The sequence below is a fragment of the Novosphingobium sp. BL-S-32 genome (assembly GCF_056857055.1).
In genome coordinates this window covers 2,039,253-2,055,963 of sequence record NZ_CM166477.1, presented here as the reverse complement: position 1 = coordinate 2,055,963, position 16,711 = coordinate 2,039,253, and the positions used below count along the sequence as shown (strand labels likewise).

The following is a 16,711-nucleotide window of genomic DNA, read 5'->3' as shown; positions in this document are numbered from 1 at the left end:
GGAGTTCCAATGACCGACAACGTTCACACGATCGGCGAGACCGCAACGGCGCGTAACCTCGACCGCATTCTTTTTACGCGCTGCCCGGTGCCAACCGCGTCCGGGATCGCCCATTCGCTCGGCTGGCTGGAAGAGGAGTTCGCGCGCGACGGACTGCGCGTCGAAGCCCTTCAGGGCAAGCCGCGCGCCATGCGGGCGCATCATAACGAGCATGATCTGCACGGTCTGTTCCGCGAAGGGGGCAATATTCCCGCGCTCGCCACCCGGGCCCGGGGCACCCAGACGCGGGTGATCGGCCTAACTTGGATCGATGAGTGGCAGGCGATCCTTGTCCGCCGTGAGACCGGCCCGATCGAGCCCGCGCAGTTGGCGGGCATGCGGATCGCCCTTCCGGCCTGGAACGTTACACGCGGCGGCAGTATCGCGCGAGGCATGTCGCTCGCCGGCATCAAGGGGGCTCTGGGTATCGCCGGGCTGACGCTGGAGGATGTGACTTTCGTCGACGTACCGCTGGCGTCGCCTTCTGAGGATTCGGCCGTCAACCTTGCCCGCATGTGGTCGGGCATTGAGGCGCTGGCGGCGGGCAAGGTGGATGCGGTCTACGTCAAGGGCGCATCAGCGGTCGACGCGGCGCGGCGGGCCGGTGTTGTCGTAGGCATCGATCTCGATGGCTATCCGAGCCGCCATACCCGCGTGAACAACGGCACGCCGCGCCCGATCACGGTGAGCCGCGATCTGCTGGACAACCATTTCGATCTGGTCGTGCGCTTCCTTGAACAGACGCTGCGCGCGGCCGACTGGGCGGAGCACAATCTGCCGGCGCTGCGCGGCATCCTCCAGAGGGAGACGTATGCGGGTGCCGCCGATGTGGAGGCGGCCTACCGCAACAATTTCCACCGCGCGCTGCACCCGGACTTATCCGAGGAACGCGTCGCCCTGCTGAAGCAGCAGGCCAACTTCCTGTGGCTCCACGGCTTCCTCGAGCACGACGTCGATGTCGATGCGTGGATCGACCGCAGACCGCTGGAACTCGCTCTCGAACGGCGCGCCCGCGCGCATGCCGCCTGATTTACCTGAGGAGAAACACCATGGCTTCCACAGTTCAGACTCCCTCTGCTTCGGCCCCCTCCGCTCCAACCGGGGAAAAGCTCAATTCGGTCGTTCTCGATTTCGCCAACGATGTGGTGGCCCAGTCCGCCGAAATCTTCCGCGCCTATCGTGAGACCGGCACGATCACCGCCAACGGCACCGTCGGTTTCATCGAACGCGTGCCCGGCGAGGACAAGATCGTCACCGTCAACCTGCCGCATCCTTTCGACCGCAGCATTCACAGTGACAAGCCGCTGAATTTCTCGGTCACCGGGCTAGACGGTTCGGCGTGGAAGGGCCGTCCGAACGGGCGCTACCTCAAGGTGTTCAACCAGAACCCGACGATCACCTCGCTCAGCCACGTCCATTCGCCCAACCTTGGGGCGTGGGCCCAGACCCATCGCACTCTGCCGATCAGCTACGTGCCGGTGCAGCGCTTCCACCTTGCCCGCGAACTGCCGGTCTATATCGATCGCCGGCAGGACGAATCCGATTTCATCAACGAAACGCTGGCCGAGAACCCGTTCACGCCCGCGATCATCGAAGCCAACGGCGGCGCCACCGTCTGGGGCTGGAAGGGGCTGCGCGATCTGGCCGAATTCATTCTGCTGCTGGAAGAAGGCGCCGATATCCAGATCAAGGCGCAGGCCTTGGGCGGCTCGCGCACTTATGGGCCTGGCGTACTGCGCCAGCAGTGGAAGATGAGCAACCGCTACGAAGAGGCGCGTTCGCTCGGTCTCCTGCCTGTCACCGACCTCGACTGAACCAGGAGGCGCCCCCCATGATTTCCCCCCCGTCCCCCGCCGCCCGGCCCCGGCCCGTTAAGCTGCTATGGTATCTGACGGCTCCCGACGGCCCATATCCCTGGGCCGAGGAAGGGCGCTGGCAAACCGGCTTCGACCATCTCGAACAGCTTGCCGTTACCATCGACAGGCTGGGCTTTTACGGGGCGCTGCTGGGGTCGAGCGCGTATGAGAGCCTTGCCGTCGCCGCCGCGATGATCCCGGCGACCGAGCGGATGAAGTTCCTCGTCGCCCAGCACCCCGGCGAGCTTTCGCCGGCGGTGCTGGCGAAATACGCGCAGACTTTCGATCATTTTTCGAACGGGCGCCTGCTGTTCAACGTGGTCAACGGCAACGATGCCGGTCTGGCCGCGCTGGGCGTGCACTATCCGCATGACGAGCGGTATGACTTTAGCTTCGAATACTGGGATGCCTTCCGCAAGGTCTATGCCGGGGACCGGGCCGGTTACGAAGGACAGTTCGTCAAGCTGGCCCCGCGCGCCGAAGGCGGCGCGCCGATGAGCGTCTGGTCGGGCCCCTATCAGCCAGCCGGCGTGCCGCTGTGGGGCGCTGGCACCTCGGCGCCGGGGGTGGCGCATTCGGTGAAGCTGCTGGACGTCTATCTTAGCTTTGCGAACACGCCGCCGCTGCTGGGCGACAAGTTCCGCCGCGTCGGCGCGGAAGCGGCCAAAGTCGGCCGAACTTTGGAATATGGCACGCGCCTTCAGGTGATCGTGCGCGAGACCGAGGAAGAGGCCTGGGCCCATGCCGAATGGCTGCTCCAACGTTCGTCGGTGGAACATGCCCTGCGCTCCATTCGCATGCGGTTGCCGTTCGGCGAGACGCTGGAAACCTATCGCAGTCCAGACCCGCAGGTGCAGCGCAATATCGACCTTGTGAAATCGGGCCGCCTCCCAAGCGCACGCGATCTGGAAGTCTATCCCAATGTCTGGGTGGGGCCGGCCTGGTTCGGGTTCGACATCATGGGGCCGGCAGCGGGGACCACGCTGGTCGGCAGCGCCGAGAACGTCGCCGCGCGCATCCGCGAATATGCCGAGCAGGGGACCGGTGCCTTCATTCTTTCCGGATTTCCATTGATTTCCGAGGCGCACCGGGTGGCGGAACTGCTGTTCCCGCTGCTCGATCTCGATCACGGTTTCGATGTGCCCGCGCTACGCGTTGGTCAGCCCCGTGCAGCCGCAAACGGTGCGCTAGCTCAGGCAATCCCGGTCCCGGAGCCGGAAAAGGCGCCGGCCTGACGCGGCGCGGCACGCGCGAGCCTGAAAAAGCGAAGATCCAGCAACGGGTGAATGCGATGGCGACGATCTATTCTTCCCCGGCCCTACAAGAGGCCGAACGACGCGAGGCGGAACCTGTCATCAAGGATGCCGGAGCGGCGCGCGCGCGGCTTGCGCTCCCGGCCTGGCTCCCCTGGCTGGGCGGGCGGATTCTCTCGGGGCTGGCGACCTCCTTCGTCATTTCCGTGCTGGTCTTCGCGGCCACGCAGGCGCTGCCTTCCGATCCGGCCCGCGTGATCCTTGGCCCCGATGCCACTGAAGACAGCATTCGCGTTTTGCGCCACCAACTGGGGCTCGATCAGCCTATATCGATCCAGTATGCGAGATGGGCCGGCAACACGCTGACGGGCGAGTTTGGCGAGTCTCTCGATTCCAGCGTGCCGGCGGGCAAGATCGTCGGGGACCGCTTCGAGAATTCGGCAGCACTGATGGCGGTCGTGCTGGTCCTTGCAGTGCCTCTGGCGTTTCTTGGCGGTGTGGCTCTGGCGATCCGACGGGATAGCCGGTTCGATCGCTGGACGATGAACGCGATCATCCTGTTCAAGGCGCTGCCAGCCTTCGTGCTGGCAATCGGACTTATCCTGCTACTGTCGACCACGGTGTTTCCCATCCTGCCGGCGGTGTCATTGCTCGATCCCGGCGTCTCGCCTTTTTTTCAGCCTGCCTATCTGGCGTTGCCGGCGCTGACGTTGATCCTGACCGTTGCGCCGTTCCTGCTACGGCTGGTGCGTTCGGCCATGATCGAGACGCTGGAGGCCGAATACGTGGCCGCCGCCAGGCTGCGCGGTATCCCTGAATGGCGCATCATCTGGGCCCATGCGGTGCCGAATGCGCTGGTGCCGGTGATCCAGGGCATTGCGCTCACGAGCCGACTGCTGCTGGGCGGCGGGCTGATCGTGGAAGTGGTGTTCAGTTATCCCGGCATCGGCAACGCCCTCAACGCCGCAATCGACACGCGTGACGTTCCGGTGATCCAGGCGATCACGTTGACGATGGCGGTGGGCGTTGTCGTGATCAACCTCCTTGCCGATGTTGCGACGGTGCTGGTGACGCCGAAACTGCGCACTTCTCCGCGTCCACGTCTGCGCGCGGGCACGCGGGCAAAGCTCAAACTGAAGGCAGGCGGCGTATGACTTCGGGGCTTTCTTCCTTACGCCACGATCCGCAGGCGCGTCTTGGTTTCACGTTTGCCGCGATCGTGCTGGTGATTGCTCTGCTGGGCCCGCAGGTCGCGCCGCAATCGCCGCTGGCGCTGGTCGGCCCGACCTATGGCCTGCCCGGCGGGGGAGCGCTCCTGGGCTACGACTATCTCGGCCGGGACGTCCTTTCGCGCTTGCTGGCCGGCGGGCGCTCGGTCTTGTGGATGAGCTTTGCGGCATCCGCGATCGCGCTGGCTTTCGGCGCAGTCATCGGCATTGCGGCGGGGCTGTCGCGGCGTCGCATCGATCATGCGGTGGTCTGGGCAACCGACGTGCTGCTGGCCTTTCCCGATCTGATCCTGGTGCTGCTGGTGGTCTCCATGCTGGGCCGCGCGCCCTGGCTGATCGTGCTGACGGTGGCGGTTTCCTTCGTGCCCGGCGTGATCCGGCTCGCCCGCGGCGTGACGCTGGGCGTGGCATCGCAGGAATATGTCGAAGCGGCCAAGTTGATGGGCTATCCATGGTGGCGGGTGGTCCTGCTGGAAATCCTTCCGAATATCGGGACACCGCTGCTCGTCCATCTCGGCATCATGCTGACCTGGGCGGTCGGCGTGCTCTCCGGCCTCAGCTTTCTGGGTTACGGCGTCGCGCCGCCGGCAGCCGATTGGGGCCTCATGATCAACGAGAACCGAGCCGGGCTGATGATCCAGCCGTGGGCCGTGCTGGCCCCGGTAGCAATGATCGCCTTCTTCGCGCTGGGCACCAATTTGCTTGCCGAAAGCGTCGCACGGGCCGGGGCACGGATCCCTTCCCGTCGCGGCCTGAAATCACGAGCACGCACGCAGATGCGCGGAATCAAACGTCGCCAACGGGAGAACCGGGCATGAGCGTCGTCCCCTTCGTGAAGACCTTGCTCCAGGTGCGGGACCTTGCCGTCTCGCTGGAGGATGGCACGCCGATCGTCGAAGATATCAACTTTTCCGTCGCACCGGGTGAGATCGTCGGGGTGGTGGGCGAAAGCGGCTCCGGCAAGAGCAGCATTGCCACGGCCCTGCTTGGCGATGCGCGGGCGGGGGCGGTAGTATCGGGCGGTTCGGTGATGGTGGATGGGCGGGATATCGTCTCGCTGGACGCTGCGGGGCGCCGCCGGATGCGGGGTTCCGTGATCGCGCACGTGGCGCAGGATCCCGCGCTGGCGCTCAATCCCATGCGCCGGATCGGATCGTTGCTCGATGAGGAACTGCGGGTTCACCAGCGCGAACTCGGCCGGCCCGAGCGGGAGCAGCGGATTGCGGAGGCTGCCGCCGATGTCGGTCTGCCGGCCAACGCGGAATTCCTTCGCCGCTTTCCGCATCAACTTTCCGGGGGACAGCAGCAGCGGGTCCTGCTGGCGCTAGCCGTCCTGCTGCGGCCAAGGCTGATCGTCCTCGATGAGCCGACCACTGCTCTCGACGTCAGCACGCAGGCGCGTGTGCTTGCGACGATCCGTGACCTATGCCGCACGCGCGATATTGGCGCAGTCTATGTTTCGCACGATCTGGCCGTAGTACGCGAACTGGTGGACCGGGTAGTCGTACTCTACGCCGGGCAGATCGTCGAAAGCGGATCGCGCGACCAGATCTTTGATGCGCCGACGCATCCTTATACGCGCGGTTTACTGGATGCCGTTCCGGACATTTCCGGAAGGCACTCGGTTCGGGCCATTCCCGGTCATGCGCCGGCGCTGACGGAGCGCGGTGAAGGGTGCACCTTCGCACCGCGCTGTATCTTGCGCAGCGCGAGTTGTAACTCGCGGCCGGTGCTGCGCGATTTCGGCGACAGGCGGCTGGCGGCCTGCCACCATCCGATCCGTGCGAAGCGGGACGAGGCGCCCGTTTCCCTTCAAAACGGGGGGGCGGGAGGTGGCTCGACGCCGCCGGTGCTCGCGGTCATCGACGGCATTTCTGCAAGCTATGGGGATAATCAGGTCCTGTTCGATGCCAGCCTCGTGCTGCCCAGGGGCCAATGCACGGCACTGGTGGGCGAGAGCGGTTCAGGAAAGACCACTTTCGCGCGCGCGCTGGTGGGCGCCGTGGAAGACGTCGACGGCGTGTTCACCTATGATGGGCAACCGGTTCCGCTCTCTGACGAACGCAGCAAGGAACTGCGGCGGCGGATCCAGTATATCTTCCAGAACCCGTTCCGCGCGCTCAACCCGCGCCAGACCGTGGGGCAGATCCTGCGCACGGCGGTGCTGCACTTCTTTCCGATCCGTTCCGCGGATGCCGACAAGGAAGTCGCGCAGGTTCTGGAGCGCGTGGCATTACCGCCCGACCTGGCGGGTCGCTATCCGCGCGACCTGTCGGGGGGAGAGCGGCAGCGGGTGGCGATCGCGCGCGCCCTGATCTGCCAGCCCGAACTGCTGATCTGCGACGAGGTTACCTCCGCGCTCGACGTATCGGTACAGGCCGCGATCATCGACCTGCTTCGCCGTCTTCAAAAGGAGTCTGGGCTGACGATCCTGTTCGTGACCCACGATCTGGGGGTAGTACGGGCGGTCTCTGATTTCGTGGCGGTCCTGCGCCATGGCCGCATCGTCGAGCACGGGGAAAGCGAGCGCGTGCTGGACCGGCCGGAGCATCCTTATACCCATGCGCTCGTGGCAGATTCCCCGCGTTTGCGGGATACGGCAGCGTAACCGCATCAGGCTTGAAAGCCCAGCTTTCGGGCGCTCAATAATTCTCAACTGTTTTAGTAGACAATCTGTGTTAGCCTCGTTCTCGACAAGTGGAAGCGGACCACCGCACTGGCTTGAATGCTAGGAGCGACAAAAGTGGGACCTTCGACATGCGCGACACGATCCTGAAATTCGAAGTTTCGGCCCTGGCCATCCGGGCGCGGACGTTTATCTTCTCAGACCCTCGATCGAAGGCGCTGCTGCCGCTGATCGAACGCACGGCCCCCAGCAATGCCACGATCCTGATCACCGGCGAGACGGGCACTGGTAAAGAACTGGTTGCCCGACACGTCCATCAGCAGAGCGGAAGGGCAGACCGGCCATTCGTAGCGGTGAACTGCGGGGCGTTTTCCGAGACGTTGATCGAAAGCGAACTTTTTGGGCACGAACGAGGGGCCTTCACTGGTGCGCACAACGCCCGGGAAGGATGGTTCGAGGCAGCCAACGGAGGGACCCTGTTCCTTGATGAAGTGGGCGATTTGCCGCAGTCGCTTCAGGTCAAGTTGCTGCGCGTCCTGCAGGAACGCGAAGTGGTGCGCCTTGGCGCGCGGCGTGCCGTCAGTCTCGACGTGCGATTGATCGCGGCGACTAACGTCGATCTGCGCGCGGCAGTGGAGGCCGGGAAATTCCGTGAGGACCTCTATTACCGTCTTGGCGTGGTCACCCTGCCGTTGCTCCCGCTGCGCGAACGGCGAGCTGATATCCTGCCGCTGGCCCGGCACTTTCTGGGGGTCTATGGGGAGAAATCCGCTTCTCCGGCGATCGAGTTGAGCCCGGATGCGGAAGATCTTGTTTTCCACTACGCATGGCCCGGCAATATTCGCGAGCTGGAAAACGTCATCCAGCGGGCTAGCCTGGTTGCTCCGGGCAAGCTGATCGAGCCCGAACACCTTGGATTGCCCAGCCACAGGCAGGTCGAGGGGCCGATGCCTGCGCGGGATGCCGAAGGCTTCGATCAGATTCGCGCCACACTTGCGAAGCTCATCGGTTGCGGAGAGCCACAGTTACTGGACCGGCTGATCGATCTTGCCGTTCGCGAGGCCTTTGCCTCGTCGAATGAAAATCAGGTTCGAACCGCGCAGGCGCTTGGCGTCACGCGCAACGTAATCCGCACTTATTTGAAAAATGCTGGGCTGATCGGCGAATAAGGGAACGCGGCGGATGGCAGGATCCGCCGCGCCCCTCACAACTGTCAGGATGCTGCCGAGAGCGTGGGGCGCTCATCGATCAGGTCGCCGCTCTGGCGCTGATAGGCTTCGTAGAGCGCTGCGTAAGCGCCGCCTCTAGCCGTGAGATCGGCATGACTGCCTAGTTCGACAACCTGACCTTCGCGTATCACGGCGATGCGGTCAGCATCGCGGATCGTGGCAAGGCGATGGGCAATGATGATCGCGGTGCGCCCTTCGCACAAGCGGCGCAGCGCGCGCTGGATCATGCGTTCGGTATGGACGTCGACGGCGGACGTCGCCTCGTCAAGCACCAGAACGGCAGGATCGGTCAGGTAGGCCCGAACGAGGCAGACCAGCTGACGCTGACCATGGCTGAGGTTCGCGCCAAGCGGCCCGACTTGCGTGTGGTAGCCATAGGCAAGGCGTGCCAGCACTTCGTGGGCATCCAGCGCGCGCGCGGCAGCGACCAGTTCATCGTCGCTCGCCTCGGGGCGGGCCTGACGCAGATTGTCGAGCACGGTGCCGCTGAACAGCACGTTGTCTTGAAGCACCACGCCGACATGGCGGCGCAGGTCAGACTGGCGCATGTGTTTCACGTCGATCCCGTCTATCAGGACCTGGCCGCTCTGGGCTTCGTAGAAACGCGTCAACAACTGGACCAGCGTGCTCTTGCCGTGGCCCGTAGCTCCCACCACGGCCACGACTTCGCCGGCATGGATGTGCAGCGAAAGATCGTGCAGCACTTGTGGCAACGTGCCGGGGGCGTAGGAGAAACCGACCGAGCGGAATTCCACTTCGCCGTGCAGGACTGGGACCGGAATAGGCTCTTCGTGGTCGAGGATATCGGGCCGGGTATCGAGCAGGAGGAAGATGCGTTGGGCTGAGGCAGAGCCGGAGGCGTAGCGTTCGAACAGGTCGTTCAGGTCCTGCAAAGGGCCGAGAAAAAGCATGACGTAGAAGAGGCTCTGCGCGAGCTGGCCCAGAGTGATCTGCCCTTCGAGCAGGCCATAACTGCCGACCAAGAGGATCATCGCCATGCCGGCGGCATTGAGCAGCCCACTGAGCGGGGCGAACCATCCTGAACGCATATTGCCGCGCACGAGGGAGCCGTCGAAGTCCGAAAGCAGTTCGCGGTAACGTTTCCTGTTGGGCTCCTCGCGCACCAGTTGCTGGATCATGCGCACCCCCGAGACTGTCTCGACGAGGTGGGATGTGAAGCGGCTGCGGTTTTCCGCGACTACAGCCCAGCTCTTCTGGGAAACACGCTTGAACAGCCAGGTGCCGGCCACAAGGATGGGAACCACGCTCGCCAGCGCCAGCAGCAGTAGAGGGGACATGACCCACAGCATCAATGCCGCGCCGGCAAACCGCAGAATCGCCGAAAGCATGTCGGGAGGGCCCTGCACCAGCAGGGCTTCCAGCGCGTCCACGTCGCGGTCCGCACGGGAGAGAATACGGCCCGCCTTGGTCCGGTCGAAATAGCCGACGCTGAGCGCCTGGATATGTTCGAAAATGCGGATGCGCAGGGTGTTCAGTACGGTCAGTGCGGCGGAACCGGCAAGATAGCCGGACAGTCCCGCGAAGACGAAACGCGCCAGCCAGGTGGCCGCAAGGCCGAGACTGAGCCAGGCAAGCAGGCGTTCGTCCAGCGTCCAGCCCCCGGCATCCTTGACAAGGCCATGGTCCAGAAGCTGGCCGATGAACCAGGGGCGGGCGAAGACGATGCCGACCAGCAGCGTCTCCAGCGCGAAGACGCTGACGACTTGGCCGCGCACCGGTCCCAGCAGCGGCACGAGGCGCCCGAACATGCCGCGATCGAGCGCGTTGCGCGCCAGCATTTCCTCGATTTCGATGTCACTCAGGACACGTTTGTTGTCAGGCGGCGGCACGGTCGATTCCCAGCAGGTCGCGATAAAGCGGGTCGTGAAGAAGGTCCTCGTGCGCGCCGCTGGCGCGGATGCGGCTGGCGGCAAGAACGAGTGTGCGATCGGCGAGCAGGACCGACGACAGCTTGCTGGTGATCAGCAGCACCGTCATACGCCCGCCATGGGCAGCGCGCAGGCCGCGTATACCCGTCAGCACATGGCGTTCGGTGACGGCGTCGAGCGCGCTTGTGGCATCGTCGAGGACGAGAATATCGGGCTGCGCCAACAGCGCGCGGGCCAGACAGAGGCGTTGGCGTTGGCCGCCGGACAGGGTAACGCCGCGGTCGCCGATCCGGGTTTGGAGGCCATCGGGCAGGCGCGCAAGCAATTCTCCGGCCCCAGCAAGGGCAAGCGCCTCTTCCAGTGCGCCGTCATCGGCATCGGGCGCGGCGGCGCGCAGGTTTGCGGCCAGCGTATCGGAGAAAAGGAAGATGTCCTGCGGCACGACATGGACGCGCTTTCTCAGCGTGGGAAGATCGAGCCGGCGCACATCGTGCCAGCCCAGCGCGTCGGAGCCGATCGCCACCGAACCGCCGTTTACATCGGCAAGGCGGGGCAGCAGCGACGCCAGCGAACTCTTGCCTGCTCCTGTCGCCCCGACCAGAGCGACGATCCGGCCCGGTTCGACGGTGAGACTGCAATCCTGAAGGACGGCGGTGTCGCCGCCCGGCGCCAGCAGGCGCACCGCTTCTAGCCGGAAGCCGAGCGGGCCGCCGGGCAGAACCTCGCGTCCGCCGACGATCGCCGGCTGTTCGTCCAGCAAATCCCAGATCCGTGCGGCGGAGGCGCGGGCGTCGGCAAAGATGCGCATGACGCGGCCCACCGTTTCGACCCGGAAGACCAGCGTGGTTGCGATCAGCAGGGCGGAGACCAGCGCGCCCACGCCCAGCCGGCCGGCGGCGACGAGATGGGCTCCGCAGGCAAGGATCCAGACATGGCCCAGTGCCACCACCGCCTGCGGTATCGGAATGCGCGAACTGCACCAGCCCAGCGCATGGCGGGACTGATCGAGAAAGAACCCGACATGGCCGCGAAACTTGCGAATGCGCCCTTGTTCCAGCCGGAAAGACTTGATGACGCGGACGCCGCCGATGCCTTCAGACAGGTCCTGGTTCACCTGATCGTAGGCATCGCTGACATTGCGGTCGAGCACGACGAGCGTGTCGGTCTGCCGCACGAAGATCAGGAAGCCCAGCACGGTCAACAGGAACGGCACGAGGCCAAGGCGCCAGTCGTACAAGAACAACAGACCCATGGCCGCGCCCACCACCAGCGCGGTCTCCACCGTCTGGCGCCAGAAGGCGACCAGTGCGTCGCGCAGCTTGTCGGCATCGCGGGTGGTGCGGGTGATCATCTCGCCCATGCCGTGCTGCCAGTGGTAGCCGAGATGAAGCGACTGCACCTGCAGCAGTATCTTCTCGCGCAGGGTCGAGAGCAGCGACTGGCTGGCGCGGATGCTGCACATGCCCGCGATGTACTGCACCACGCCGCGCGTTGCGGCGAGAGCTATCAGCAGGGTGGCCCAGTGCAGGGCAATTCTGAGGTCGATGCTGCCATCGGCAAGCCGCCTTGCGGCTTTGCCACTGTTTACCGCGTCAAGTGCACGGCCGACCAGCCATTGCTGGAGGGCGAGGCTGAGATTGACGAATGTAAACAGCGCCAGCGTGACGGTGAACAGCACTGGGATCGTCCGATAGAGGGCGAGACTGCGGAGCAGCGGATAGCCGGCCAGCGGTGAAATGCTGCTACGGGGCGAAGATGGCTTTCCGCCTTGGGGTTCTGCATCCTCGGGCTTGAGATCCGGGGCAGCGGTAAGGGTTGCGATTGTCATGTCGGCCTGGGTCAATCGCCGGACGGCGGGGCAGGGCGGCGCACGGCGGCGGCGGAGTATTCATGCGGCGGCGTACCGTTCAGGTAGTAGTCGCCAACATGATGCAGGCGCCACCGGACGGGATCGTGCGTAGTGTGGACGCGTACGTCGACCCAGAAGCGATCGAGATTGAACTTGCGGTAGGAAGAGCTTGCGCCGAGTAGCGAGAACATGTCGCTGGAGATCAAGAGTGCCGCCTCGTCCGTTTTCACGCGCGCGGCGGCGACCGACAGGATCAATTCGTCGTCCAGCGCTTCGGGACGACCGGCGACGATATAAGTGTCGTAGAGTGCGGCAGCGTCGCGCAGCAGAGATTCTGCGACGCGCAATGCCACGGCATAATCCCCAATGCGCTTAATTATGAGCGGTTCCTGCACCGCGCGCTCCACATCGGCGTCGATCCAGACGTTGGAATGGGCGTTGAGATAGCCGATCGCCGCCTCGAACGCGCCTCGAGCGATGCCAGCATCGATGGCGGCGTGAAGGATCTGTGCCCAAGTCAGGCCGGTGCGCTCCGGCTTTGCCGGTGTGCCGGCGGCGGGAGGCGTTACCTGCTCTGCGTCAAGGACCAGATTGACGAAGCGTACGCCGCCGCTCATCGAATGGCGCTGACCGAAAGCATTCCAGTCGTTGTCGAGTAGCAGGCCCTGCGTATCGCGATGGATGATGAAACCGATTTGCCCTTCTTCACTTTTGGCACCCGAGAAGATCCACTGCGCCAGATAGCTGCCGGTGGCATAGAACTTGGCGCCGTTGACCACCCATTTGCCGTCGGCTCGGCGTTCGGCTCGGACGCGGGTATCGAACTTGTGCTTGCCGCCCACTTCGGCCGCAGCATGTGCCAGGCGCTTGCCCGCGCGGACATCAGTCAGAATTCGGTCGCGCAGGGGATCGGCAGGTCGGCGCAATAGGCCGCGCAGCATCATGAAGTGGATCTGGACCAATTGACCGACGCCGCCATTGGCCGCCGAGATGATGCGCGTGATCTCGACGACGGTGGCGACCGACGCGCCGATCCCGCCGTACTCGGGAGGCAATGCGACAGTCGTGATCCCAGACCGTTCAAGGATGGCGCTCTGCTCATAGGGAATGCGGTTGCGCTGGGCAGGATCGCACGAGATCGCGGCGATCAGGGCAGCAGCGTCGTGCGCCGCGGCAATGGCTTCCGCCTCGCTGGAGAACCCACTCGCGCCGGGCGGCGAGGGAGGCGTCGCGTGGTCGAGGACCTGGCTTTCGGGTGGCACGCTCATGACGGCGAATTCTCCCTTGCGACGGTCTGCGTCGCCGTTTTCGATTTGGGGATGTGAGAATGCGAGGGGTTGGAATGCGTGGCGATGGCGATCTCCTGCTGACGCAGCCTTGCCGCGCGCCCGTATTCGTCAGGCGGGACGCCGTTCAGGTAGAAGTTTCCGATGTGGTGGATGCGCCAGCGGATCGGGTCATGGGTCGTATGGACGCGCGCGTCGGCCCAGTAACGGTGGAGGTTCCAGCGATCGAGCGTGGAGTTGGCGCCCGTGAGCGAGAACAGGTCGCTGCCGATATGAATTGATGCGGCATCCGACTGGGCGCGGGCGGTGGCGACGGCCAGGATCAGTTCGTCTTCGAGCGCCCGGTTGTCCTGATCGTCCTTGAACCGATCGAAAGTCCGCGCGGCATAGCGCAGGGAGGATTCCGCGGCGCGGACCGCTACCGCGTATTCGCCGATGGTCTTGATCGTGTACTGCTCGTCCGCGGCGCGGGCGACACCGGCTTCGGGCCAAGGGCGCATGGCGTCACGGATATAAGCGGTGGCGGCCTCCAGCGCGCCGCGGGCGATACCGGTATCAATGGCGGCGTGCAGGATCTGCGGCCAGGTGAGGCCGGTGCGCGGCATGAAATTCGCAGCGTCTCCCGCTCTGGGCCCGGGTGCGAATCGGGGATCGACTTCGACATTGTCGAAGCTGATGCTGCCGCTGACCGAATGCTGCTGGCCATAGGCATCCCAGTCATCCGCAAGGACAAGGCCCGGTGCGTCGCGGTGAAGCAGTACGCCCACCGGCCCCTCGTCGCCGACGGCAGAGATCGAAATCCATTCGGCAAGATAGCAGCCGGTGGCGAAAGTCTTGCGGCCATTGAGGCGTAAGATGCCTTGATCGTCGCGGGACAGGCGCGTGCCGCCGCCCATGCCTTTCCCCTTGCCTTCGGCGAGCGCGTTGCCGAAGCGTTTGCCCGCGAAGATGTCGGCGATCAGGCGTTTGCGAAAGGCATCGTCCGGGCGGGAGAAAACGCCCCGGATCATCACGTTGTGGATCTGCAGCAATTGCCCCACGCCGCCGTCCGCCGCAGAGATGATCCGGACAGTTTCGACGACCGTTTCGATCGATGCGCCAAGGCCGCCGAGTTCGCGCGGCACGTAGATGCTGGTGATGCCGGAGGCGGAAAGGATTTCGGCCGCTTCGTATGGAATGCGGTCATTCCGGACGGCGTCGCGGGCCAGCAAGGCGATCTTCTCCGCTGCGGCATGGGCGGCGGCGATGGCCTCGGCTTCGCTGGCAAGGCGGGGGGGAAGGATGGTTCCGGTCATTCTTGTTCCCGCTCAGGCCGTTTGCAGTTCGTGCGCGCTGGCGGCCGCCAGTTCGCGGCGGCGGACTTCCTCGCGCACGGCGGGGATGATCCAGCGGCCATAGTCCACGGCATCGTATAGCGGCTCGTAACCCCGGTTGAGGAACGTGGTGACGCCGATATCGTAGTAGTCGAGCAGCGCGGCGACGATCTGGCCGGGCGTGCCGACGAGGGAGGTGGAATCGTGGGTTGCGCCAACGGCCGTCGCGGTGCCCATCCACAGGCAGCGGTCGTGCCGCTCGCCGCGCTCCGCCGCAGCTAGCAGGCGCTTGGTACCGGTGCCCTGGACGCCGTGAAACAGCGGGTTTGGCGGAGCATTGTGGCGGTTGCTGGCCAGTTGCCCGGCGATCCAGTGTGCGCGTTCCCAGGCCTGTTCCTCGGTCTTGCCGATTATCAGGCGCACGGAGAGGCTGATGCGGGGGGCAGGCTTGCCGATAGCGGCTGCTGCGGCGCGCAGTTTGCCGATCTGCTCCTTCACGTCCGCCAGCGGTTCGGCCCAAAGCGCATAGAGGTCGCAGTGCCTAGCAGCGACGTGGTAGGCGGCATCCGAAGAGCCGCCGAAGGACACCGGGATATGCGGCTGTTGCAGCGGCTTTATCGGGGTGAAGACGTTTTTGAGCTGATAGTATTCGCCTTCATGATCGAACGGTTCGTGAGATGTCCAGGCGCGGCGCAGGACATCGAGATACTCGCTGGTGCGGGCATAGCGGGCGTCCTTGTCAGTCAGAAAGTCACCGCTTCCAGGCTCTGCGGTGATGCCGGTGATGGCGTGCACGCGGATACGACCACTGGTTACATGATCGAGCGCGGCGAGCGATTTGGCCGCGTGCAACGGCGTCGTCAGGCCGGGACGATACGGAATCATGAAGCCCAGCTTTTCGGTGTGGGCGGCAGCGAAGCCGGTAGCGACGATGGATTCCCCGCCGCCGAGCATCAACACCCTGTCAAAGTCGGCTTGCTCATGCGCGCGGGCCAGGTCTCGTAGAAAGTCGAGATCAAGGTTCTGCCCACCACCGGCCGGCCCCAGAAACTGATTGCGGGCGGCCAGCGCCCCGACAAACTCCACCGGCATTCTTGTACCTCTGACTGGGGCGCGAGACGCGCAATTCGCTCATCGCCTATCAAGAGGTGTGCCAATTTGGTGATAGTGGCCGTTCACCGGCACTGTCGCCAGTTCGATTTCCGTAAGGGTACCGCCTTTAGTTCAGATTTGCGCAGTAATCGTTGGGTAGGTGTTGAAAAATCAGAGCAGGCTGCTGTCCGGAGTGATGTTGCAACCGTCGCCCCCTAGCCTATGAGCAGGATGATAAATCTTGCCAGATTTGAGATCGGGTAGGGGGAAAATCGATCGATGGAAGTGACGGCCGGTGTTGGCGCCGCTCGGGTAAGTGCTGTGACAGGGAGCAGCATAACCGCATGTCTCCCCAGCGAGAGCCGGACGATATGCGTTGCACCATTGCGATTTGGGCGTCGCGAATTGCTTCGGCGTTTTAATCGGAAATCTGCCATTCCGGACACGCCGACAAAGCCGGCATATTCGACATTGCCGAACATCCCGATAGCGGCCATTCTCGCGGGAAATTTTTGCGGACTACGAGAGGCGGCGGTGCTTTCCAATTCGACGAATAGGCTCAAATTGGCGGGTCTAAGTTTCCTATATGCCGGCAGTGTGTTCGTTCTCGACAAGCTGGGTGTTCATGACCTTGCCAGTCCATGGCTTTGGGTTTCCCTCGTCCCTCTTATTGTAATCTACGTAGGCGAGCGCGTCGGCTGGATTTCGATGTTTCGGGGAATATCACTCCCCGCGCTGTTACTGTGGGCCTCCGCGGACGCTGTGGTCTGGCTTGTGAACACCCAATCCACGGTGCCCGTGTGGATCGGATATTTCATAATGGGCTTGTTTTTCGGCGCTGCCGCCTTCGCTTTGATACGTACATGGACCTATCAGGATAATCCGCGCCACGTCCGCTAAGGGCGATAGGGCTGCTAAAAGCCGCCATTCCGCTTCCCCAGGCAAAGCGGAATGGCAGATTTTCAGGATTTTAATCCGAAAGCCGGCTATCCGGATCAGCCAACTTTGCGGACGTAGCTGAACTGGTGCATTGCACTTTCACGGAGGGCA

12 protein-coding genes are annotated in these 16,711 nt (G+C 64.1%); 7 read left to right on the top strand and 5 right to left on the bottom strand.

Annotated elements, in window-relative coordinates; all coding sequences use genetic code 11:
- The first annotated feature begins 9 nt into the window (after positions 1-9).
- The 7 genes from AC1VVK_RS25485 (at position 10) to AC1VVK_RS25455 (ending at position 8,172) form a co-directional block, all read left to right on the top strand.
- Positions 10-1,068 (top strand): ABC transporter substrate-binding protein, encoded by a 1,059-nt coding sequence (locus AC1VVK_RS25485; protein ID WP_482905944.1) that lies wholly within the window; start codon positions 10-12, stop codon positions 1,066-1,068.
- A gap of 20 nt (positions 1,069-1,088) precedes the next feature.
- Complete coding sequence (locus tag AC1VVK_RS25480) at positions 1,089-1,853, top strand: class II aldolase/adducin family protein (protein WP_482905943.1); 765 nt, start codon at positions 1,089-1,091, stop codon at positions 1,851-1,853.
- 17 nt (positions 1,854-1,870) lie between these two features.
- Positions 1,871-3,130, top strand: a complete 1,260-nt coding sequence (locus AC1VVK_RS25475; RefSeq protein WP_482905942.1) for an LLM class flavin-dependent oxidoreductase — start codon at positions 1,871-1,873, stop codon at positions 3,128-3,130.
- A 56-nt stretch (positions 3,131-3,186) separates the two neighbouring features.
- Positions 3,187-4,302 (top strand): ABC transporter permease, encoded by a 1,116-nt coding sequence (locus tag AC1VVK_RS25470; protein WP_482905941.1) that lies wholly within the window; start codon positions 3,187-3,189, stop codon positions 4,300-4,302.
- A complete protein-coding gene (locus AC1VVK_RS25465; protein WP_482905940.1) occupies positions 4,299-5,195 on the top strand; it encodes an ABC transporter permease in 897 nt (298 codons plus the stop codon). Before AC1VVK_RS25470 ends, AC1VVK_RS25465 begins: the two co-directional genes overlap by 4 nt.
- Entirely contained in the window at positions 5,192-6,985 is a 1,794-nt protein-coding gene (locus tag AC1VVK_RS25460; RefSeq protein ID WP_482905939.1) for a dipeptide ABC transporter ATP-binding protein, read from the top strand. Before AC1VVK_RS25465 ends, AC1VVK_RS25460 begins: the two co-directional genes overlap by 4 nt.
- Positions 6,986-7,134: 149 nt before the next feature.
- Positions 7,135-8,172, top strand: a complete 1,038-nt coding sequence (locus tag AC1VVK_RS25455; protein ID WP_482905938.1) for a sigma-54 interaction domain-containing protein — start codon at positions 7,135-7,137, stop codon at positions 8,170-8,172.
- 44 nt (positions 8,173-8,216) lie between these two features.
- Here the strand turns inward: AC1VVK_RS25455 and AC1VVK_RS25450 are convergent, their stop codons facing one another.
- From AC1VVK_RS25450 to AC1VVK_RS25430, 5 genes are read right to left on the bottom strand one after another with little or no spacing between them, the layout of a single operon-like run.
- Positions 8,217-10,082: an ABC transporter ATP-binding protein gene (locus AC1VVK_RS25450; protein WP_482905937.1), complete on the bottom strand. Its 1,866-nt coding sequence runs from the start codon at positions 10,080-10,082 to the stop codon at positions 8,217-8,219.
- Complete coding sequence (locus AC1VVK_RS25445) at positions 10,069-11,949, bottom strand: ABC transporter ATP-binding protein (protein ID WP_482905936.1); 1,881 nt, start codon at positions 11,947-11,949, stop codon at positions 10,069-10,071. Before AC1VVK_RS25445 ends, AC1VVK_RS25450 begins: the two co-directional genes overlap by 14 nt.
- A gap of 11 nt (positions 11,950-11,960) precedes the next feature.
- Positions 11,961-13,238 (bottom strand): acyl-CoA dehydrogenase family protein, encoded by a 1,278-nt coding sequence (locus AC1VVK_RS25440; protein ID WP_482905935.1) that lies wholly within the window; start codon positions 13,236-13,238, stop codon positions 11,961-11,963.
- Positions 13,235-14,551, bottom strand: a complete 1,317-nt coding sequence (locus tag AC1VVK_RS25435) for an acyl-CoA dehydrogenase family protein (RefSeq protein ID WP_482905934.1) — start codon at positions 14,549-14,551, stop codon at positions 13,235-13,237. The genes AC1VVK_RS25440 and AC1VVK_RS25435 overlap by 4 nt, the downstream gene beginning before the upstream one ends.
- 12 nt (positions 14,552-14,563) lie before the next feature.
- Positions 14,564-15,661 carry an LLM class flavin-dependent oxidoreductase gene (locus AC1VVK_RS25430; protein ID WP_482905933.1) on the bottom strand — a complete coding sequence of 366 codons (1,098 nt, stop codon included), beginning with the start codon at positions 15,659-15,661 and terminating at the stop codon, positions 14,564-14,566.
- Positions 15,662-16,711: the final 1,050 nt, after the last annotated feature.

Coding starts and splice junctions, on each gene's coding strand:
- AC1VVK_RS25470 (WP_482905941.1), top strand. CDS start 3,187: ATGGCGACGATCTATTCTTCCCCGGCCCTACAAGAGGCCGAACGACGC.
- AC1VVK_RS25435 (WP_482905934.1), bottom strand. CDS start 14,551: ATGACCGGAACCATCCTTCCCCCCCGCCTTGCCAGCGAAGCCGAGGCC.
- AC1VVK_RS25460 (WP_482905939.1), top strand. CDS start 5,192: ATGAGCGTCGTCCCCTTCGTGAAGACCTTGCTCCAGGTGCGGGACCTT.
- AC1VVK_RS25485 (WP_482905944.1), top strand. CDS start 10: ATGACCGACAACGTTCACACGATCGGCGAGACCGCAACGGCGCGTAAC.
- AC1VVK_RS25455 (WP_482905938.1), top strand. CDS start 7,135: ATGCGCGACACGATCCTGAAATTCGAAGTTTCGGCCCTGGCCATCCGG.
- AC1VVK_RS25440 (WP_482905935.1), bottom strand. CDS start 13,238: ATGAGCGTGCCACCCGAAAGCCAGGTCCTCGACCACGCGACGCCTCCC.
- AC1VVK_RS25445 (WP_482905936.1), bottom strand. CDS start 11,949: ATGACAATCGCAACCCTTACCGCTGCCCCGGATCTCAAGCCCGAGGAT.
- AC1VVK_RS25465 (WP_482905940.1), top strand. CDS start 4,299: ATGACTTCGGGGCTTTCTTCCTTACGCCACGATCCGCAGGCGCGTCTT.
- AC1VVK_RS25475 (WP_482905942.1), top strand. CDS start 1,871: ATGATTTCCCCCCCGTCCCCCGCCGCCCGGCCCCGGCCCGTTAAGCTG.
- AC1VVK_RS25430 (WP_482905933.1), bottom strand. CDS start 15,661: ATGCCGGTGGAGTTTGTCGGGGCGCTGGCCGCCCGCAATCAGTTTCTG.
- AC1VVK_RS25480 (WP_482905943.1), top strand. CDS start 1,089: ATGGCTTCCACAGTTCAGACTCCCTCTGCTTCGGCCCCCTCCGCTCCA.